Origin of the sequence: Paracoccus sp. DMF-8, from assembly GCF_029309835.1 — a bacterium.
GTDB lineage: Bacteria > Pseudomonadota > Alphaproteobacteria > Rhodobacterales > Rhodobacteraceae > Paracoccus.
In genome coordinates, this window is the sequence record NZ_JARJHL010000003.1 from 77,287 (window position 1) to 98,014 (window position 20,728).

The 20,728-nt window shown below is 64.8% G+C and carries 17 protein-coding genes and 4 pseudogenes; 19 read left to right on the top strand and 2 right to left on the bottom strand.

Going from position 1 to position 20,728, the window contains the following annotated elements; translation table 11 throughout:
- The first annotated feature begins 16 nt into the window (after positions 1-16).
- The 11 genes and pseudogenes from PE067_RS01010 to pnp all read left to right on the top strand — a co-directional run.
- The gene (locus tag PE067_RS01010; protein ID WP_276187425.1) at positions 17-868 is read left to right on the top strand and encodes an ABC transporter permease subunit; all 852 of its coding nucleotides are present in this window, start codon (positions 17-19) and stop codon (positions 866-868) included.
- Complete coding sequence (locus PE067_RS01015) at positions 865-1,737, top strand: ABC transporter permease (RefSeq protein ID WP_276187426.1); 873 nt, start codon at positions 865-867, stop codon at positions 1,735-1,737. Before PE067_RS01010 ends, PE067_RS01015 begins: the two co-directional genes overlap by 4 nt.
- Entirely contained in the window at positions 1,734-2,771 is a 1,038-nt protein-coding gene (locus tag PE067_RS01020; protein ID WP_276187427.1) for an ABC transporter ATP-binding protein, read from the top strand. Before PE067_RS01015 ends, PE067_RS01020 begins: the two co-directional genes overlap by 4 nt.
- A 324-nt stretch (positions 2,772-3,095) precedes the next feature.
- Positions 3,096-4,097: an ABC transporter substrate-binding protein gene (locus PE067_RS01025; RefSeq protein ID WP_276187428.1), complete on the top strand. Its 1,002-nt coding sequence runs from the start codon at positions 3,096-3,098 to the stop codon at positions 4,095-4,097.
- A 91-nt stretch (positions 4,098-4,188) separates the two neighbouring features.
- Complete coding sequence (locus tag PE067_RS21710) at positions 4,189-4,428, top strand: hypothetical protein (RefSeq protein ID WP_346429632.1); 240 nt, start codon at positions 4,189-4,191, stop codon at positions 4,426-4,428.
- A gap of 301 nt (positions 4,429-4,729) precedes the next feature.
- Entirely contained in the window at positions 4,730-5,071 is a 342-nt protein-coding gene (locus PE067_RS21715; RefSeq protein ID WP_346429633.1) for an ABC transporter permease subunit, read from the top strand.
- Positions 5,064-6,096 (top strand): annotated as a pseudogene (locus PE067_RS01035) (glycine betaine/L-proline ABC transporter ATP-binding protein). Before PE067_RS21715 ends, PE067_RS01035 begins: the two are co-directional and overlap by 8 nt.
- A 254-nt stretch (positions 6,097-6,350) precedes the next feature.
- Positions 6,351-6,695: a hypothetical protein gene (locus tag PE067_RS01040; protein WP_276187429.1), complete on the top strand. Its 345-nt coding sequence runs from the start codon at positions 6,351-6,353 to the stop codon at positions 6,693-6,695.
- A 37-nt stretch (positions 6,696-6,732) separates the two neighbouring features.
- Positions 6,733-6,942 (top strand): hypothetical protein, encoded by a 210-nt coding sequence (locus tag PE067_RS01045; protein ID WP_276187430.1) that lies wholly within the window; start codon positions 6,733-6,735, stop codon positions 6,940-6,942.
- Between the two features lie 185 nt (positions 6,943-7,127).
- Positions 7,128-7,884, top strand: a pseudogene (locus tag PE067_RS01050) (IS5 family transposase).
- 416 nt (positions 7,885-8,300) lie between these two features.
- Positions 8,301-10,448: pseudogene (gene pnp / locus PE067_RS01055) on the top strand (polyribonucleotide nucleotidyltransferase); the annotation flags it as partial.
- 50 nt (positions 10,449-10,498) lie between these two features.
- Here the strand turns inward: pnp and PE067_RS01060 are convergent.
- A complete protein-coding gene (locus PE067_RS01060) occupies positions 10,499-11,980 on the bottom strand; it encodes a PLP-dependent aminotransferase family protein (RefSeq protein WP_276187431.1) in 1,482 nt (493 codons plus the stop codon).
- A gap of 172 nt (positions 11,981-12,152) precedes the next feature.
- Between PE067_RS01060 and PE067_RS01065 the strand changes: the two genes are divergently transcribed.
- From PE067_RS01065 to PE067_RS01095, 7 genes are all read left to right on the top strand, one after another.
- Entirely contained in the window at positions 12,153-12,929 is a 777-nt protein-coding gene (locus PE067_RS01065; RefSeq protein ID WP_276187432.1) for a YggS family pyridoxal phosphate-dependent enzyme, read from the top strand.
- Positions 12,930-12,955: 26 nt separating this feature from the next.
- On the top strand, positions 12,956-13,669 hold the full coding sequence (locus PE067_RS01070; RefSeq protein WP_276187433.1) for a pyridoxamine 5'-phosphate oxidase family protein: 714 nt from the start codon (positions 12,956-12,958) through the stop codon (positions 13,667-13,669).
- 109 nt (positions 13,670-13,778) lie between these two features.
- Entirely contained in the window at positions 13,779-14,573 is a 795-nt protein-coding gene (locus tag PE067_RS01075) for a DUF72 domain-containing protein (RefSeq protein ID WP_276187434.1), read from the top strand.
- The gene (alkB, locus tag PE067_RS01080; RefSeq protein ID WP_276187435.1) at positions 14,570-15,220 is read left to right on the top strand and encodes a DNA oxidative demethylase AlkB; all 651 of its coding nucleotides are present in this window, start codon (positions 14,570-14,572) and stop codon (positions 15,218-15,220) included. The genes PE067_RS01075 and alkB overlap by 4 nt, the downstream gene beginning before the upstream one ends.
- Before the next feature lie 85 nt (positions 15,221-15,305).
- On the top strand, positions 15,306-16,388 hold the full coding sequence (ada, locus tag PE067_RS01085) for a bifunctional DNA-binding transcriptional regulator/O6-methylguanine-DNA methyltransferase Ada (RefSeq protein ID WP_276187436.1): 1,083 nt from the start codon (positions 15,306-15,308) through the stop codon (positions 16,386-16,388).
- The gene (locus PE067_RS01090; protein ID WP_276187437.1) at positions 16,385-17,113 is read left to right on the top strand and encodes a 2OG-Fe(II) oxygenase; all 729 of its coding nucleotides are present in this window, start codon (positions 16,385-16,387) and stop codon (positions 17,111-17,113) included. Before ada ends, PE067_RS01090 begins: the two co-directional genes overlap by 4 nt.
- A 235-nt stretch (positions 17,114-17,348) precedes the next feature.
- Positions 17,349-17,783 carry a heme-binding protein gene (locus PE067_RS01095; RefSeq protein ID WP_276187438.1) on the top strand — a complete coding sequence of 145 codons (435 nt, stop codon included), beginning with the start codon at positions 17,349-17,351 and terminating at the stop codon, positions 17,781-17,783.
- Here the strand turns inward: PE067_RS01095 and PE067_RS01100 are convergent.
- A complete protein-coding gene (locus PE067_RS01100) occupies positions 17,780-18,220 on the bottom strand; it encodes a helix-turn-helix domain-containing protein (protein ID WP_276187439.1) in 441 nt (146 codons plus the stop codon). The two genes, PE067_RS01095 and PE067_RS01100, sit on opposite strands and share 4 nt — an antisense overlap.
- A 70-nt stretch (positions 18,221-18,290) precedes the next feature.
- On the opposite strand from PE067_RS01100, the pseudogene PE067_RS01105 reads away from it, so the two are divergent.
- Positions 18,291-20,551: pseudogene (locus PE067_RS01105) on the top strand (heavy metal translocating P-type ATPase).
- The last annotated feature ends 177 nt before the right edge of the window (positions 20,552-20,728 follow it).

The following is a 20,728-nucleotide window of genomic DNA, read 5'->3' on the forward strand; positions in this document are numbered from 1 at the left end:
GCTAACGGGCAAAAGCATGAGCCAGAAATTCGGGTGGAACTGGTTGGGGGTCGTGCCCTTTCTGGCCTTTGCCCTGCTGTTCCTGATGCTGCCGACGATGAACATCGTCATCGGCGCATTTCGCACGCCCGGAGGCGGGTTTACCCTGGCCAATGTGCAGGGGCTGTTCAGCCCCCGGATCATGTCCAGTTTCATCCTGTCGATCCAGATTTCCGCCGCCTCGGCCCTGCTGGGCTGCCTGATCGGCTTTGCCATCGCGGCGGCGATGGTCCACGGCGGGCTGCCGAAATGGCTGCGTGGTCCAATCACGACCTTCTCGGGCGTCGCCTCGAATTTCGCGGGGGTGCCGCTGGCATTCGCCTTCATCGCGACGCTTGGCCGGGTCGGGCTGGTGACGATGCTGCTGCGCGACTGGTTCGGCATCAATATCTATGCGATGGGATTCAACCTGCTGTCCTTCTGGGGCCTGACCCTGACCTATCTGTTCTTTCAGATCCCCCTGATGGTGCTGATCATTACCCCGGCGCTGGACGGGCTGAAAAAGGAATGGCGCGAGGCGGCCGAGGTTCTGGGCGCCTCCGGCTGGCAATACTGGCGCATGGTCGCGCTGCCGGTGCTGTTCCCGTCCCTGCTGGGCACCTTCGCGCTGCTGTTCGCCAACAGCTTCGGCGCCATCGCCACGGCCTATGCGCTGACCGGATCAACGCTGTCGATCGTGCCGATCATGCTGTATGCCCAGATCCGCGGCGACGTGCTGCAAGACCCGCATCTGGGCTATGCCATGGCCTTTGGCATGATCGTGGTCACGGGGGCCGCGAACCTCGTCTACATCATCCTGCGCACCCGCGCGGAAAGGTGGATGCGATGAGCTTCCTGCTGTCCACCCTCCGCCGCAGACTCAGTCTGAAACGCCTGCAGCGACGCGGCGGCCCAAGGCCGAAATCCGGCAACGGGTTCAGGCGTTTCTGGTCATGGACCGCCCTGATCGTCGGCGGCCTGTATTTCTTTCTGCCGCTGATCGGCACGCTGGAATTCTCGCTGCGGATGCGGCGCGGGGAATATTCGCTGGACGCCTATCGTTCCGTGCTGGAGGATCCGCGTTTCCAGCAGACGCTTGGCTATTCGGTGATCATGGCGCTGGCGACCATCGTCGTCGGCATCCTGATCGTCGTGCCCACCGCCTATTGGGTGCGGCTGCGCCTGCCGCGCTGGCGGCCGGTGATCGAATTCATCACGCTGCTGCCACTGGTCATCCCGGCGATTGTCGTGGTGTTCGGCTATATCCGGCTGTTCAACACATCGTCGTTTTTGCCGATGACGGGGACGACGATGGGCACGAACATCCTGTTGATGTTCGGCTATGTCATGCTGGCCCTGCCCTATACCTACCGCGCCGTCGATACCGGCCTGTCCACCATCGACGTGCGCAGCCTGACCGAAGCCGCGCAAAGCCTTGGCGCAAGCTGGGTCACGATCATCGGGCGGCTGATCCTGCCCAATGTCTTTGGCGCGGTGATGTCGGGGGCGTTTTTGTCATTCGCCATCGTCATCGGCGAATTCACCATGGCATCGCTGCTGAACCGTCCGGCCTTCGGGCCTTACATGCAAATCCTTGGCGCCAACCGCGCCTATGAACCCGCCGCGCTGGCCGTGATCGCATTCGCCATCACCTGGGCCTGCATGGGGCTGCTGAGCCTTGTCACGCGCATCACACGGGTCGGAAGGGCAGGAAAATGAGCTTTCTGGAACTGCAGAACCTGGAAAAAAGCTTTGGCGACACCCGCGTCGTCAAGGATTTCAACCTGAACGTCGCCAAGGGCGAATTCATTTCGCTGTTGGGACCGTCGGGCTGCGGCAAGACGACGGTGCTGCGCATGGTCGCGGGGTTCGAGGCGCCGACCAGCGGCAGGATCAGCGTTGACGGCAAGGACATCACCCGGCTGCGCGCCAACCAGCGCAATGTCGGCATGGTGTTCCAGTCCTATGCCCTGTTTCCGAACCTGACCGTGGCGCAGAATGTCGGTTTCGGGCTGAAGGTCGCGGGCGTGCCGAAATCCGAACGCAATCCGCGCATCGCCGACATGCTGGCGCTGATCGGCCTGCCCGATCTGGGCGACCGCTATCCGTGGCAACTGTCGGGCGGCCAGCAACAGCGCGTCGCGCTGGCCCGCGCGCTGGCGCCGAAGCCGCAGATGCTGCTGCTGGATGAACCGCTGTCGGCGCTGGATGCCAAGGTCCGGGTGTCCCTGCGCAACCAGATCCGCGAAATCCAGCAGCAACTGGGCATCACCACGATCTTCGTCACCCACGATCAGGAAGAGGCGATGGCGATTTCCGACCGCATCGTCGTCATGCATCAGGGCGTCGCCGACCAGATCGCCGCCCCGCAGGACATCTACAACCGCCCCTCGACCGAATTCGTCGCCGGTTTCGTCGGCACGCTGAACCGGCTGACGGCAGATGTGCTGGACCCCGAAACCGGCCATATCCGCATCGGCGGTTCCGAAATCACCCTGGGCCAGCCCCTGCCCGCAGGCCGCGTCACCCTCTCCGCCCGCCCCGAGGCATTCCGTCTGGCCGCGACCGGCATTGCCGCGCAGGTCACCAAGGTCGAATTCCTGGGCGCGCTGATCAGCGTCGCGGCACAGATCGACGACACGCCGGTCAGTTTCGTGCTGTTCAACGGCGGCGACGACCCCGTGCCAGAGCCCGGATCCCGGATCCATCTGCAGATCGCCCCGTCGCGCTTGCTGATAAAACAGGCGGCGTAACTGCGCCTACGACTTATTGCCGAGCGACCGGACTGGTCGCTTTTCGGCATTTCTTGTCGTTTTCGTCTCATATCATTGCGATTCTGCCGTCCTTTTGGTAAATGACGCATAACGGCGAAATTTGGTCGTTTTAGGATGCGTTGTCGCCTGCAAGGATGTTGAAATGCACCATGGCCCAAGGTCATGCCGCTTTCCGTCCCTGACTGTGACAGGATGCATCGTCATTCTGGCAGCGGGGCGGTCCGCTTTTTGCGGGGTCGGCAGACCTGCCGGCCCAATCGCGAGCGGACAATCCGCCGCATATAAACGAAACCGGGAGAAACCATGAAAAAACTACTGGCAAGCTCATGCGCCATCGGCCTGTCCCTGATCACACAGACCGCCTTTGCGCAGGACGAATGCGGCAATGTCAGCCTGGTCAGCATGAACTGGCAAAGCGCCGAGGTTCTGGCCAATCTCGACGCCTTCATCCTGGAAAACGGCTATGGCTGTTCGCCTGAAATCATCGTCGGCGACACGGTGCCGTCGCTGACCTCGATGGTGGAAAAGGGCCAGCCCGATGTCGCCCCCGAAGGCTGGACCGGCCTTGTCCCCGAAGTCATCAATGGCGGCGTCGAAGCCGGCAAGATCGAACTGCTGGGCAAATCGCTGCTGGATGGCGGCCAACAGGGCTGGTGGATCCCGAAATACATCGCCGACGCCAACCCCGACATCAAGACCATCGACGACATGCTGGCCCATCCCGAACTGTTCCCCGACCCCGAGGACAGCTGCAAGGGGGCGATCTACAACGGCCCGGCGGGCTGGGGCGGCACGGTCGTCACCGCACAGCTTTACAAGGCCTATGACGCCGAAGCCAAAGGCTGCGCGCTGGTCGATACGGGTTCGGCCGCGGGTCTGGATGGCTCGGTCGCGCGGGCATATGAACGCGAACAGGGCTGGGTCGGCTATTACTGGGCACCGACCGCCCTGCTGGGCAAATATGAAATGGTCATGCTGGATTTCGGCGCGGAATATGACGACGCCGAATGGAAGCGCTGCACTTCCGTTGCCGAGTGCCCGGACCCGAAAAAGAACGCCTGGCCGATCGACGATGTCCAGACCGTCATCACCAGCGATTTTTCCGCACGCGCCCCGCAAGAGGTCAAGGATTACCTGTCCAAACGCGGCTGGCACAATAACACGGTCAACGCGCTGATGGCGTGGATGACGGACAATCAGGCGACCGGCGAAGACGGCGCCCGCCACTTCCTCGAAGAAAACGGCGACCTGTGGGAAGCCTGGGTCACCCCCGAGGCCGCAGAAAAGATCAAGGCCGCTACGTAAGCGCAGCAGGATCGCAACTTCGACGCAGCCCGTCCACGGGCGGGCTGCGCATACCTGACCAGGACCCTTTCACCCAAGTCAAGGCGAATTGATGGATTGGCTGACAAAATTTCCCACCATAAGTGACGGCACGCTGCGAAACCTGAAAAAGGCCATCGACGATGGCTTTCGCGAATTCACCCGAGGTTACGGCGACGCGATCGAGGGTTTCTTTCGCCGCTGGACCCTGTTGATCTGGTCCGAGCGCCTGATGACGCGGACCCCCTGGATCATCGTCTTCATCGTGATCCTGCTGATCGTCTGGTTGCCAGCCGCAATATCCGCATCGTGATCGGCACCGCTGACCGGGTGCTGATTGCGCCTCGATATGTGGGACGACACGATGAAAACCGTGTCGATGATCCTTGTCTGCACCATTCTGGCGATCGTGATCGGCATGCCCATCGGCATCCCGATGGCGCGGTCGAACCGCTTTCAGTCCGTCGTGAACCTGATGCTAGGACGTGACGCAGACGCTGCGCGGCTTTCGTCGATGTCTGATCCCGGTCGTCATGCTTTCGGGCATCGGCCGCGTGCCGGTCTGATCGCAGTAGTGATCTATGCCATTCCTCCGATGATCCGCCTGACCAACCTTGGCATCCGGCTGGTCGACCGCGGAGGTGCTGGAGGCCGCCGACGCCTTCGGATCATCCGCGTGGCAAAAGCTGAAGAACGTTCAGATCCCGCTGGCCATGCCGACGATCATGGCGGGGATCAACCAGACCATCATGATGGCGCTGGCGATGGTCGTCATCGCGTCCATGATCGGGGCGCAGCGGCTGGGCCAGCCGGTTCTGCGCGCGATCAACAACCAGTATTTCACCCTGGGCGTCCTCAACGGTTTTGCCATCGTCGGCATCGCGATCATCTTTGACCGCACCAGCCAGGCTTCTGGCCGTCGCCTGCAAAAGCATACAGAGGCCACCCATGGCTGAGATCGGCACCCCCATCACCATCCGCAGCCTGTATAAGATCTTCGGCCCCGGCGACAAGGAAATGGTCGCCAAGGTTCAGGCCGGCATGACCAAGCAGGAACTGAACCAGCGAACATGGTCACGTCCTGGGTTTGCAGGACATCAACCTGGACATCCCCGGCGGCTCGATCCAGGTCGTCATGGGGCTGTCGGGTTCGGGCAAGTCGACCCTGATCCGCCACATCAACCGCCTGATCGAACCGACCACCGGCGAGGTCATCGTGGATGGCGAGGATGTCGTCAAGATGTCCCCTGACGCGCTGCGCGAATTTCGCCGCCACAAGACCGCGATGGTCTTTCAGAAATTCGCCCTGCTGCCGCACCGCACCGTGCTGCAAAACACCGTCTACGGGCTTGAGGTGCAGGGCATCGGCAAGCGCGAACGCGAAGAGACCGCCCATCGCTGGATCGAGCGCGTCGGCCTGAAAGGGTTCGAAAACAGCTATCCCAGCCAGCTCTCGGGCGGGATGCAGCAGCGCGTGGGCCTGGCCCGCGCCCTGTCGAACGACGCCCCGATCCTGCTGATGGACGAGGCTTATTCCGCGCTGGACCCGCTGATCCGCGTCGACATGCAGACTGTGCTGCTGGATCTGCAAAAGGAAATCCGCAAGACCATCGTCTTCATCACCCATGATCTGGACGAAGCCCTGCGTCTTGGCGACCAGATCGCCATCCTGCGCGACGGCATCATGGTCCAGCAGGGCACCAGTCAGGATATCGTGCTGAACCCGGCCGACGATTACGTCGAAAGCTTCGTCAAGGAAGTGAACCGGGGCAAGGTCATCCAGACCCGCACCCTGATCGAGACCGATGGCGAACCGGCCAACTGGCCCGACAGCGCCGTGCTGGACACCGAAACGCTGGACAATGCCGCGCGGGAATTCACCCGTCCTGGCATCGACCGGCTGTCTGTCACGGATGCCAGCGGGCGCAAGCTGGGCACGCTGTCGATGCATCGCACCCTGAACGCGATGGTCGCCCAGTAATCCGAGATCGAGGCGATACATCAGAGGATGTCTGGCCGCGCCAACCGACCTGATCCGCCAGAGGCATTCTGGCGGATTTCTCATGCTTACACCGCCAAAATATTCCGCCGGCCTTGGAAGGGCGTTGATTTCTACAGTGTTTCCGATTTTAAACACGATAGATACAAGAGAAACCTGATCACTCGAAAACAGACACCTCCGTCCTGACCGCGTCAAGCGACCTCAAGTCATCCAACTTTCTGAAAGGATAAAGAATGGCCAATCTGCATATCGTCAGGCTTGAAGGCGATTCCGAAACTGATCCCATCAGTCTTCAGCTTTGGCTCGACAAAGCAGGACAGCCCCTGGCACGCGGGACGACCTTCGGAGTGGTGGGCGGATTGGCCCCCGGATCTGAACCCATCATCCCCTTCGTCCTTTTCAAAGATGGAACCATTGACTGCGGCTCCGGCTATGAAGAAACTGACGGCCGATATGGCAAGGCAAACTTCTATGAACAGAACCGCATTATGGAAAGAGGTGCATTATTCACCATTGATTGGCAAGAAGATGGCGCCCATACATACCGGGTTCTGTCGGTCACGTCGCTGAGCAGCTAAGCTGAAAACTGTTATGGAATGACACGAAGGATCGGGAGTGACACATTATTTTATCGCTGACACCCATTTCGGCGATGACAATGTTCGCCGCTTTTTCGGGCGTCCCTTTCGCTCCACCGATGAGATGGACCGTGCCATGATCGCGGGCTGTTCGGCGATTGACCCCAGTGACGACCTCTGGGTCGTTGGCGACGGTTGCCGCCTGCGAGACGCAAGAGCTGCGGGCACGAGCCAGTTTCGCATTTGAATCCCTTCCAGGCAGAAAGCATCTGATCCGCGGCAATCACGACTGTGATTGGGTCTGTACCAGCCTTGGCTGGGAATCTCTGCACGACCTGATAGAATTCGAAGCTGAGGGAAGGCGCCTAGGCTCAGGACCCATTGATTTCCGACTGGCGGCGTGATTCACGGTTCGAAAAGCGAGCGGTGACCATGTCTGATCTTTTTTGGTTGACGGACGCGCAGATGGCGCGTCTTGAGCCTTTCTTCCCCAAGTCCCACGGCAAGCCTCGCGTCGATGATCGACGCGTGTTAAGCGGGATTATCTTCATCAATCGCAATGGCTTACGGTGGCGCGATGCCCCGGCAGCCTATGGCCCGCACAAGACACTATACAACCGTTGGAAGCGGTGGAGCGACAAGGGCATCTTTGCCCAAATGATGGCGGGTCTGGCGGCCGGGCACGGCGAAGAGAAGACCGTGATGATCGACGCCACTTACCTGAAGGCCCACCGCACCGCGACCAGCATGGGCGTGAAAAAGGGGGCGTGGGCGCCCTGATTGGTCGCACCAAGGGCGGCATGAACACCAAGTTGCACGCCATCTGCGACAGCCAGGGCGCCCCCTCAACCTGTTCGTCACTGCCGGACAGGTCAGCGATTACATCGGCGCGCGGGCATTGCTGAGCAGCCTGCCGGATGTCGATTGGCTGCTCGGGGATCGCGGCTATGACGCCGACTGGTTCAGAGAAGCGTTGAAAGACAAAGGGATACGCGCCTGCATCCCAGGCCGGAAGCAGCGGAAGAAAACCGTCAAGTACGACAAGCGCCGGTACAAACGGCGCAACCGGATCGAGATCATGTTCGGCAGGCTCAAGGATTGGAGGCGTGTGGCGACCCGGTACGACCGTTGCCCCAAGGTATTCTTGTCAGCAATCGCACTTGCTGCCCTCGTCATCTACTGGCTTTGAAACTCAATGAGTCCAGACCCTAGTGCTGTGTCACTATCCTCTGGTGACATGGAACGGGGTACGCGACGGTGCGCTTCAGATTTTCGGCCATGTCCACGACCGCTGGCCGGGGGCGCAGGGACAGGTGAATGTCGGCGTGGATCTTTGGCAAGTACCTGCCTCGTCGATCCTGACCCAGGATCGGAAATCGCGGCGCTGACCATGCCGCCGTCGCCCCTGCAAGCGGTGGTGGAAGGTTACGGCGACTAGCCAAATCACTTCCCAAAGCGACTGTTTTCCTGTATGCGCTTGCCCATCTGTGACGTGACGCCCTTCCCCCGGGGCACATGCAAAGGATTGGGGGATGGCGGCAATCAGGGGCCGCATGTGACTTACGGGATGGCCAGAGGGCTGGCGCATCCTCAGAGGAAATCCAGATGTTTGATGAAGTGAAAAAGGAAATCCAGCGGGGCCAGGAAACGCCTCACGCTGGAACCGGGCAAGGTTGCCCGCCAGGCCGACGGCTCGGTCATTGCCACCCTGGGCGAAACCAGCGTCATGGCCAACGTGACCTTCGCGAAGGAGCCGAAGCCGGGTCAGGATTTCTTCCCGCTGACCGTTCACTACCAGGAAAAATACTATGCCGCCGGCAAGATCCCGGGCGGCTTTTCAAACGCGAGGCGCGCCCGTCGGAGAAAGACGCTGACCGCGCGCCTGATCGACCGTCCCCTGCCGCCCGCTGTTCGCACCCGGCTTCAAGAACGCAGTGCTGGTGATGTGCACCGTGCTGTCGCACGATCTGGTCAACGACCCCGATATCGTCGCGATGATCGCCGCCTCGGCCGCGCTGACGATTTCGGGCGTGCCGTTCTGCGGTCCGATCGGCGCCGCGCGCGTCGGTTTCGTTGACGGCGAATATGTCCTGAACCCCGAAGTCTCGGACATGGACCACCTGCGTTCCAACCCCGAGCAGCGCCTTGATCTGGTCGTCGCGGGCACCAAGGACGCCGTGATGATGGTCAGATCGGAAGCCTATGAGCTGACCGAGGAAGAAATGCTGGGCGCCGTGAAATTCGGCCATGAGGCGATGCAGCCGGTGATCGACCTGATTATCGACCTGGCCGAAGCCGCCGCGAAAGAGCCCTTCGACTTCCAATCGCCCGATTATTCGGCGCTGTATTCCCGCGTCGCCGGTCTGGGCGAAACCGCCATGCGCGCCGCCTATGCCGATCCGCGACAAGGGCGAACGCCATGACGCGATCGAGGCCAGCCAAAGCCGCGATCAAGGCGCGGCCTGACCGAGGAGGAACTGGCCGGATGCCGAACCTTGGCTCGGCGCTGAAAAAGCTGGAATCGGGCATCCTGCGCGGTGACATCATCAACGGCGGCGCCCGCATCGACGGCCGCGACAACAAGACCGTGCGCGCCATCGACAGCGAAGTGGGCATCCTGCCCCGCACCCATGGTTCGGCCCTGTTCACCCGCGGCGAAACGCAGGCGCTGGTCGTGACCACGCTGGGCACCGGCGACGACGAACAGATCATCGACGCGCTGCACGGCAACTCGCCGCTCGCAACTTCCTGCTGCACTACAACTTCCCGCCCTATTCGGTGGGCGAGGTTGGCCGCGTCGGCGGCCCGGGCCGCCGCGAGATCGGCCATGGCAAGCTTGCCTGGCGCGCGCTGCAGGCCGTGCTGCCGGCCGCGACCGACTTCCCCTATACCATCCGCGTGGTGAGCGAGATCACCGGATCGAACGGCTCGTCCTCGATGGCTTCGGTCTGCGGCGGCTCGCTGTCGATGATGGATGCGGGCGTGCCGCTGAAGGCGCCGGTCGCCGGCGTCGCCATGGGCCTGATCCTGGAAGACGACGGCCGCTATGCCGTGCTGACCGACATCCTGGGTGACGAGGATCACCTGGGCGACATGGACTTCAAGGTCGCCGGCACCGAAAACGGCATCACCTCGCTGCAGATGGACATCAAGGTCGCGGGCATCACCCCGGCGATCATGGAGCAGGCCCTGGCGCAAGCCAAGGACGGCCGGATGCACATCCTGGGCGAGATGTCCCATGCCCTGACCGAAGGCCGGCGCGAGTTCAGCGCCCATGCCCCGCGCATCGAGACCATGACCATCCCGACCGACAAGATCCGCGAAGTGATCGGCTCGGGCGGCAAGGTCATCCGCGAGATCGTCGAGGTTTCCGGCGCCAAGGTCGACATCAACGACGACGGCGTCATCAAGATCGCCTCGGCCAATGCCGATTCGATCAAGAAGGCCTATGACATGATCTATTCGATCGTGGCCGAGCCGGAAGAGGGCAAGATCTACACCGGCAAGGTCGTCAAGCTGGTCGATTTCGGCGCCTTCGTGAACTTCTTCGGCAAGCGCGACGGCCTGGTGCATGTGTCCCAGATCGCCTCCAAGCGCCTGAACCATCCGAACGAGATCCTGAAGGAAGGCCAAGAGGTCAAGGTCAAGCTGCTGGGCTTCGACGACCGCGGCAAGGTCCGCCTGGGCATGAAGATGGTCGACCAGGAGACCGGCGAGGAAATCACCGAGAAAAAGAAGAATCGGCCGAAGGCTGATCTGCTTTTCCCGACAATTCCGAAAGCCCCGCCACCGGCGGGGCTTTTTCATGCCCGCACCGCCCCCGCCAGACGCCGCACCCCCGTCAGGATCTTGCGCGGCGGGATGGCGGCAAAGCCAAAGATCACGCCCTGCCGGCGCGCGGGGCCAAGGTAATAGATCGACAGCGGCCGCAGCATGATCCCCACCGCCCGCGCCTGCGCGCAGAATGTCACATCGTCCAGACCACCGCGCAGCATCGCCAGCAGGTGGACGCCGGTTTCGGCAGGCGCGACCGTCAGGATATCGCCCAGATCACGGCGCAGGGCCTCGATCAGGCAGGTCTGGCGTTCGGCATAGATCAGCCGCATCCGCCGGATATGGGCGGCGAAACGGCCCGACTGCATGAAGGCCTCCAGCGTGATCTGTTCCAGCAGCGGGGGATGTTTGTCGATGATCGCCTTGGCATTGGCGAAGGCCGTCGCCAGTTCCGGCGGGGCCACGAAAAATCCCAGCCGGAAACTGGGCAGCAGCGCCTTGCTGAAGGTGCCCAGATAGATCACCCGGCCCGATGCGTCCATGCTTTGCACCGCAGGCAGGGGCGTGCCGCCATAGCGGAATTCGCAGTCGTAATCATCTTCGATCACCCAGGCACCGCAGCTTTCGGCGCAGGCCAGCAGCTCGGCCCGGCGTGCCATGCTCATCGTCACGCCAAGCGGGTATTGGCGCGATGGCGTGATAAAGATCAGCCGTGGCGCAGGGGCCAGCGCGGCCCCGGCCGTAACGGACAGCCCTTGGTCATCAACCGGCACAGGCACCAGCCGCGCGCCCGCCGCGATCAGCGCGACACGGGCGCCGACCCAGCCCGGATCCTCGATCCAGACGGTATCGCCGGGATCCAGCAGGATGCGCGCCAGCAGGTCCAGCGACTGCTGCGTGCCCGATGTCATGATCATCTGGCCCGCCTCGCAGCGCAGAAAGCGGTTGGCGCGCAGGTGCCGGGCCAGTTCGCGGCGCAGGGGCAGATATCCCGCAGGGTCGGCATAGCCCAGCAGCGCCGGATCGACATCACGCCAGCTCAGCGCCATCTGCCGCGACCATGCCGCCAGCGGAAAGACATCGAAGGCGGGCACATCGGCGACAAAGGGCACGGGCCGGTTCGACCCCGCCGCATGGCTGACCCAGGTCAGCGCCTCGCCCCGCCGGGAAAAACCCGGGGGCGCGGATGGCGCCTCGGGCAGCGGGGGCAGCGGGATCGGCTGCTGGTCGGGCAGGCTGGCGACAAAGGCGCCCGCGCCGATGCGGCTGTGAATCCAGCCCTCGGCCGCCAGCATGTCATAGGCAGCGGTGACGGTATTGCGCGACAGGCCCAGTTCGGCGGCCAGCACCCGCGTCGCGGGCAGGCGGGTGCCGCGATCCAGCCGCCGTTCGGCAATCGCGTCGCGGATACGTTCAGCCAACTGGCGATAGGCGGGCACCCGCGCCGTCGCATCCAGACGAAAGCTGACCAGAACCTCGCCCAGGGGCGCATTGTCATGGTGATGCGGCACGGCTGTTCCCGGACGTGAGGTCGTTGGGGCCAATCTGATCCGCGTATCGCCACCGTGCAAGCACGATCAGAGCCAATTCTGAATTGGCACTGTCCGTTTTCACGGATTGGCTCTCGCGCCCCGCGGGGCGTTGCGTGACAATCAACGCATCCGACCAGCCAAAGACCAGCCCATGACCCACCTGACCCCGGCGGATATCGCCCGCTTCGGCCCCGACCCGCAGGCCACATTTGCCGCCAACCTGCACGAGGTTCAGGCGCGGATCGCCGCCGCCTGCCAGCGCGCCGGACGCCCCCGCGCCGATGTCCGCCTGCTGCCCGTGACCAAGACCGTTCCCGCCCATGTCCTGCGTCTGGCCCATGCGGCGGGCATCCGCGATTTCGGCGAAAACCGCCTGCAAGAGGCGATGACCAAGCACGATGCCCTGTCCGACCTGCCCATCCGCTGGTCGATCATCGGCCATCTGCAAAGCAACAAGGCGAAATATCTGGCCCGATTTCGCCAGCGAATTCACGCGCTGGACGGCCTGGGACTGGCCGCCGAACTCAACCGCCGGATGGAGGCAGAGGGCCGCGACCTGCCGGTTTTCGTGCAGGTCAACACCTCGGGCGAACAGACGAAATTCGGGCTGGCCCCCGGTGACCTGCCCGGCTTTCTGGATGCGCTGACCGCCTTTCCGCGCCTGCGCCCGCAGGGGCTGATGACGCTGGCGATCTTCAGCGCAGATCAGGACCGGGTGCGCGCCTGTTTCCGTCTGCTGCGCCGCTTGCGCGATGACAGCCGCACCAGCCATCCGCAGATCGCCGGCCTGTCGATGGGCATGTCCGGCGATTACGAAACCGCGATCATGGAAGGCGCGACGGTCGTGCGGGTGGGGCAGGCGATCCCTGGCCCGCGCCCCGGCAGCGATGCCCATTACTGGCCGGGGCTGATCCCGGACAACCGCTGAAACCACTCCACCCCGAAGGCAGGCAGATGACCACGGCAGGCGACACCTATCCGATCACCCCCCGCAACCGCGTCCGGCGCGAACCGACGCGCGGCAGCTATGACCATGCCAGCGTCCATGCCATTCTGGACGCGGCGATGCTGTGCCATGTGTCCTATGTGCTGGACGGCCAGCCCTTTTGCACGCCCACCCTGCACTGGCGCGAGGGCGAGATGCTGTATTGGCACGGCTCATCCGCCTGCCGGATGATCCGCCATCTGGCCGTGGGCGCGCCCGCCTGCCCGACAGTGTCGCATCTGGACGGGCTGGTCATGGCGCGGTCGGCCTTTCACCACACGGTCAATTACCGCGCGGCCATGTGTTTCGGGACGGCGCATCCGGTCAGCGATCCGGCGGAAAAGCTGCATGCCCTGCGCGGCATGGTCGAACGCTTTTATCCCGGCCGCTTCGATGCGCTGCGTCCGGTGACGGCGCAGGAAATCAAGGCGACCGGCGTCATCGCCATGCGGATCGAGGATGCCTCGGCCAAGGCCCGCACCGGCGGCGTCGGCCCCGCGCCCGAAGACGAAGGCCACCCGGTCTGGGCGGGCGTCATCCCCGTCACCACCCGCATCGGCGCCGATCTGCCCTGTCCGCGCATGGGCCGGCCCCTGCCGCGCGGCGGCGACCTGTCGCGTTACCCGGCGGGCGGCGAACTGGGTCAGGCGCTGACGGAACTGCAACGGCTGTATCAAGGCTGACAGGCTTTGCCCCCCGCCCGATTGCGGCGCAAGATCCGGGGTGCGTGGCAGGCCGGGACCTGCGACACGCCGGGACCTACGACAGGGGCGGCACGGGAAAGGCAGGGCGATGAACAGCGGACGGATCCATATCGGCATCGGCGGCTGGAGCTGTGCGCCCTGGCAGGGCAGCTTTTACCCTAAGGGCCTGCCCGCCCGGCGCGAGCTGGAACATGCCAGCCGCAAGCTTACCTCGATCGAGGTGAACGGCACCTATTACCGCGCCCAGACACCCGAGACCTTTCAGAAATGGCATGATGAGACGCCCGATGATTTCGTCTTTGCCGTCAAGGCGCCGCGCTATGCCACGAACCGCAAGGTTCTGGCCGGGGCGGGCGACAGCATCGCGCGCTTTCTGGATGGCGGGCTGATGCGGCTTGGCGACAAGCTGGGACCGATCAACTGGCAGTTCATGGCGACCAGGAAATTCGACCCCGACGATTTCGCGGCTTTTCTGGCGCTGCTGCTCGACCGCCATCAGGGCCGCCCCCTGCGCCATGCCGTCGAGGTCCGCCATGACACATTCCGCGACCCGGCCTTTACCGCGATGATCCGCGACCGGGGCATTGCCGCAGTCGTCTCGGCGGATGGCGGCTATACGCAGATCGCCGATCCGACCGCGCCCTTTGTCTATGCAAGGATCATGGGCACGACCGACGGCGCGGCGACGGGTTATGACGATGCGGGGCTGGACCTGTGGGCGGCACGCATCCGCGAATGGGCGGCGGGCGGTTGCCCCGATGGGCTGGACCATGTCGATGCCCCCGCGCCGGGCCAGCCGCGCGATGTCTATCTCTATGTGATCGGCGGCCACAAAGCCGCGAACCCGCAGGCCGCCATGGGTCTGATCGAGCGTCTGGCATGACCGATCTGTTCGGCGGCAACGAACCACGTCAGAGCGCGCACCAGACCATCGCGCCCGGCGCCATGCTGCTGCGCGGCTTTGCGCTGGACGACCAGCGGGCGCTGCTGGACGGAATCGACCGGATCGCCACCGCCGCGCCCTTTCGCCGGATGCAGACGCCGGGCGGTCATGTCATGTCGGTCGCCATGACGAATTGCGGCGGCGCGGGTTGGGTGACGGACCGCCGGGGTTATCGCTACAGCCCGACCGACCCTGAAACCGGCCGGCCATGGCCCGCGATGCCCGATGCCTTTCTGACGCTGGCCCGCGCAGCGACGGCGCTGGCGGGATATGCCGATTTTCGCCCCGACGCCTGCCTGATCAACCGCTACGCCCCCGGCGCGCGCATGTCGCTGCATCAGGACCGCGACGAAAGGGACATGACCCGGCCCATCGTCTCGGTGTCGCTCGGCCTGCCCGCGACATTCCAGTTCGGCGGCTTGAAACGCGGCGATCCGGTGGCGAAATATGCCTTGCTGCATGGCGATTGCGTGGTCTGGGGCGGGCCGTCGCGGCTGTGCTGGCATGGCGTCCTGACGCTGAAGGACGGGGATCATCCCGCGACCGGGCGGCTGCGCCTGAACCTGACCTTTCGCGGCGCCATGTGAGGCCGGATTCGACCGCAAGCCACGGGACGCAAGGCCCCGCCATCCCGTCTAGAATGGGCGCATGACATCCGAAAGGCGCAAGGCCATGACCAGAACCGACACCACCCCGACCCGATCCGACCCGACACCGACGGACCCGCGCTGGCAGAAGGTCGTCGCCCGCGACGCCAGCGCCGATGGCACATTCGTCTATGCGGTGCGCAGCACGGGGGTCTATTGCCGCCCCTCCTGCCCGTCGCGCCGCGCCAATCCCGCCAATGTCAGCTTTCACGACAGCCCCGAACAGGCCGAGGCGGCGGGCTTTCGCCCCTGCCTGCGCTGCCACCCCAAGGGCCAGTCACCGGCGCAGGCCACCGCCACCCTCATCGCCGAAGCCTGCCGGTTGATCGAGGCCGCCGAGGACGCCCCCAGCCTTGACCGGCTGGCCGAGCGCATCGGGCTGAGCCCCTGGCATTTTCACCGCCAGTTCCGCGCCATCACCGGCCTGACGCCCCGCCAATGGGCCGCCGCCCATCGCGCCCGCAAGCTGCGGGGCGAGCTGGAGGACAGGGGCGCCACCGTCACCAGGGCGATCCATGGCGCGGGGTTCAATTCAAGCAGCCGCTTTTACGAACAGGCGGATGGGCGGTTGGGCATGACGCCAAGGGCGTGGCGCAAGGGCGGTCAGGACATGGATATCCGCTTTGCCGTGGCGGAATGCGCGCTTGGGGCGATTCTGGTCGCGGAAAGCGCGCGCGGCATCTGTGCGATCAGTCTGGGCGACGACCCCGAACCGTTGGTGCGCGAATTGCAGGACCGCTTTCCCCGCGCGAACCTGATCGGGGACGATCCGGATTTCGACGCCCGCGTGGCGCAGGTCATCGGCTTTGTCGAGGCGCCGGGCATCGGCTTGTCGCTGCCCTTGGACATTCAGGGCACCGCCTTTCAGGAACGGGTCTGGCAGGCGCTGCGCCAGATCCCGGCCGGGCAAAGCGCCAGCTATGCCGAGATCGCGGCGGCCATCGGCACCCCCCGTGCCATCCGCGCCGTCGCGGGCGCCTGCGCCGCGAACCGCATCGCCGTCGCCATCCCGTGCCACCGCGTCCTGCGCACCGACGGCAGCCTGTCGGGCTATCGGTGGGGGGTCGCGCGCAAACGCGCGCTGCTGGATCGCGAGGCCGGGGCATGAGCGAGATCGGGGGCATGACCGACATCGACACCCGGCTGGCGCGCATCGACTGGCCCGCCTTTCGCGCCGAGATGGACGGTTTCGGCTGCGCCGTCCTTCCCGGCCTGCTGACGCCGGACGAATGCGCCGGGCTGGCCGCGCTTTACCCGCAGGAACAGCATTTCCGCAGCCATATCCATATGGCGCGACACGGTTTCGGGCGGGGCGAATACCGCTATTTCAAATACCCCCTGCCCGATCTGGTCGGCGCCTTGCGCGCGGCGCTGTATCCCCGGCTGGCGGCGATTGCGAATGACTGGAACGCGCGCATGGGCCTGCCTGCCCGCTATCCGCCCGATCACGCCGGCTTTTTGCGTGACTGCCATCAGGCGGGCCAGACCCGTCCGACGCCCTTGCTGCTGCAATATGTGCCGGGCGACTACAACTGCCTGCATCAGGACCTGTATGGCGATCTGGCCTTTCCGCTGCAGGCGGCCTTTCTGCTGTCCCGGCCGGGGCGGGACTTTACCGGCGGGGAATTCGTGCTGACCGAACAGCGCCCCCGCATGCAAAGCCGGGCCGAGGTCGTGCCCCTGACCCAGGGCGATGCGGTGGTCTTTGCCGTTCACAACCGGCCCGTTCAGGGCAGCCGAGGCAGCTACCGCGTCAACCTGCGTCATGGCGTCAGCCGGTTGCGGTCGGGGATGCGCCATACGCTTGGCGTCATCTTTCACGACGCGAAATAGCCCGGAGATTTCCACCAAAACCGCAAAGCTGAATATCGAAAGCCGGATGAATGGCACGGGACACCGATCAGGTTTCCGCGATTTATATCGCGATACCACAAGCTTGACATATCCATCCCCGGCCACGCCTGCCCGGACATGAAAACCGGCCCGATCATGCCGCGCCATTCTTTCCCCCGCAATGCCGCCGCGCCTGCTACAACGCCGCAACCTGAGGGAAGAGAGGCAGGACAAGATGAGCGTGACGCTGGAACTGGCCCGGAAACTGGCCGACCTTTGCCTGGAACAGGCGGGCCGCATGCAGTTGAAACCGCTGACCGTGGCCATTCTGGACGCGACCGGGCAGTTGAAGCTGCTGCTGCGTCAGGACGGGACCAGCCTGCTGCGCGCCGACATCGCGCAGGGCAAGGCACGGGGCGCGGTAGGTCTGGGGATGGGGTCACGGGCGATCTACAACCGGGCGCTGGAACAGCCCTGTTTCGTGCAGGCGCTGAACGGGCTGGCCGGGGGCAGTCTGGTGCCGGTGCCGGGCGGCGTGCTGATCCGCGACGGGGCTGAAATCATCGGCGCCATCGGCATCACCGGCGACACATCGGACAATGACGAGGCCTGCGCCGTCCATGCCATCACCGCCGCCGGTCTGGTCGCCGATCCGGGCTGGGACCGCTAGATCAGCGGCCCTTCCCCGGCCATGTCGTGATCATGGGCACACAGGTCATGATTGCCCAGCACCTCGATCACATGGCAATTCGCGATGGTCCCGGCGGAACATTGGTCCAGCATCCGGGTCAGTTCCTCGCGCAGGGCGTTCAGCCGGGAAATGCGGCGGTTGACATAGGCAAGCTGGCGCCGCGCGATCACATCCGCCGCCGCACAGGGCTGGTCGGGCGTGTCCGACAGGCTGAGCAGCTCACGGATATCATCCAGCGCAAATCCCAGTTCGCGGGAATGGCGGATAAAGCGCAGGCGGTTCAGCGTATCCCGACCATACAGCCGCTGGTTGCCCGCGCTGCGTTCGGCGGCGGGCAGCAAGCCGATCTGTTCGTAATAGCGGATGGTCGGCACCTTGACCCCGGCAGCCTCGCCCAGTTTTCCGATGGTCAGCATGAAAAACCTCTTGAACCTATAGCCGCTAGAGATCCTATCTTCCCGAATCATCGAAGGCAAGTTGACGGGAATGGCGATGGCGGAACGGCATGAATGGACGGTGACGGGCATGGATTGCGCGGCCTGCACCACAAAGGTCGCGCGCGCGATCGAACGCCTGCCCGGCGTCAGCGTGGTTCGCGTGACACTGATGGCGGAACGGCTGTCCTTGCAACTGGACCCCGGCACGACCGCCGCCACCGATGTCGAAACCGCCGTGCGCAAGCTGGGCTACGGCATCGCGCCACGCGACGCATCGGCGCCCGCGCCCGGCCTGAAAACCTCCTGCTGCGGCGGGCACGGGCCTGACCACGACCATCGCGGGCATGACCATGCCCCGACCCCGCTGGACCAGCCCAGCCCGCGCTGGTTCCAGACCGCCAAGGGGCACCTTGTCCTGACCACCGGCGCGCTCCTGGCCCTGGCCTCTGCGGTCGAGTTGCTGACCTCGGCCCGCATCGGCTATTGGGCGTTCTTCGCCGCCTGTCTGGTCGGCGTCGCCCCTGTCGCCGCCCGCGCCTTTCAGGCGCTGCGCATGGGCCAGCCCTTCACCATCGAAGGGCTGATGACCATCGCCGCCATCGGCGCCCTGTTCATCGGCGCCGTCGAAGAGGCCGCGCTGGTCGTGTTCCTGTTCGCCGTGGGCGAGCTGCTGGAAGGCGTCGCCGCCAACCGCGCCCGCGACGGCATCCGCGCGCTGGCCGATCTGGTCCCGAAAACCGCCCTGCGCGAAGACGCGGATGGCGCCACCGCCGAAACCGCCGCATCAGCGCTGGTGCCGGGCGATATCGTGCTGGCCCGCCCCGGCGACCGCATCCCGGCGGATGGACAGATCCTGACCGGCACCGGCGGGATCGACGAAAGCCCGGTCACCGGCGAAAGCATCCCCGTCACGCGCGGCCCCGGCGATACCGTCTTTGCCGGGGCGATCAACACCGGATCCGCCCTGCGCATCCGCGTCACGCGCGGCGCGCAGGACAACACCATCGCCCGCATCATCCGCCTTGTCGAAGAGGCCGAGGATCGCGCGCCCCGACCGAACGCTTCATCGACCGTTTCAGCCGCTGGTATATGCCCGCCATCGTGCTGCTGGCCGCGCTGGTCGTGGTGCTGCCGCCGCTGGTCGTGGGTCAGCCCTGGGATGTCTGGATCTATCGCGGCCTTGCGCTGCTGCTGATCGGCTGCCCCTGCGCGCTGGTGATTTCGGTGCCTGCGGCGATTGCCTCGGCCCTGTCCACCGGGGCGCGGCGCGGTCTGTTGATGAAGGGCGGCGCGGTGATCGAAGCCGCCGCGACCGTCAATCACGTCGCCTTTGACAAGACCGGCACCCTGACCCATGGCCGCCCCGTGGTGACGGCGCTGCAGGGGCCTGCTGGCCGCGCGTGGTTCCCCGAGGATCAGGCCGAATTGCTGGCGACCGCCGCCGCCGTTGAAACCGGATCCAGCCACCCGCTGGCGCTGGCAATCCTGAATCGCGCCGCAGAAGAAGGCGTCCTTGCCCTGCCCTCGGACGGCGGCCGCGCGATTCCGGGCAAAGGCGTCACCGCGCTGGTCGCGGGGCATGAAACCTATGTCGCCTCGCCTCCACAGGCGGTTGCCGCCGGGGTCATGTCGGACGCCGATCTGACACAGGCCCGCGCCCCTGAATCCGAAGGCAATACCGTGGTCGCGGTCTATCGTCCGGGCCGGTTTCTGGGGCTGATCGCGATGCGCGACGAACCCCGCGCGGATGCGGCGGACGCCATGCGGCAGCTGCGCGCGATGGGGATTACCCCGGTGATCCTGACCGGCGACAACCCCCGCACCGCCGCCGCCATCGCGGGCGCTCTGGGCATGGATTTCCGCGCCGAGATGCTGCCGGCGGACAAGCTGGCCGCGATCCGCGCGATGCTGGACGGCGGCGTGATGATGGTCGGCGACGGCATCAATGACGCGCCCGCGCTGAAACAGGCCAGCGTCGGCGCGGCGATGGGATCGGGCACCGATGTCGCGCTGGAAACGGCGGATGCCGCGATCCTGCGCGACCGGGTCGAGGACGTGCCCGCCCTGATCCGCCTTGCCCGCGCGACCATGGCGAATATCCGGCAGAACATCACCATCGCACTTGGGCTGAAGGCGGTGTTTCTGGTCACCTCGGTTCTGGGGATCACCGGGCTGTGGCTCGCGATTCTGGCCGATACCGGCGCGACCGTTCTGGTCACGCTGAACGCGCTGCGCCTGCTGCGCCATGACCCGACGCGGCACGACAGCGCCAGCCCGGCAAGCCACGGCACCGAAACCGCGACGGCCTGATGGCGCGCGCAGGCAACAGCGGGACGCATCGTCGATCCTGACCTGAAGCATGGGTCACGACCTTCTGCTGGCGCGGCGCTCCGCAACCTTCGAGAGGCGCAGCATGCGGCCGGTCAGGGTGATGCGTGGACATCCGCCTCAACGCCGTCATCCGGGCCGCGATCATCATCGGCCGGA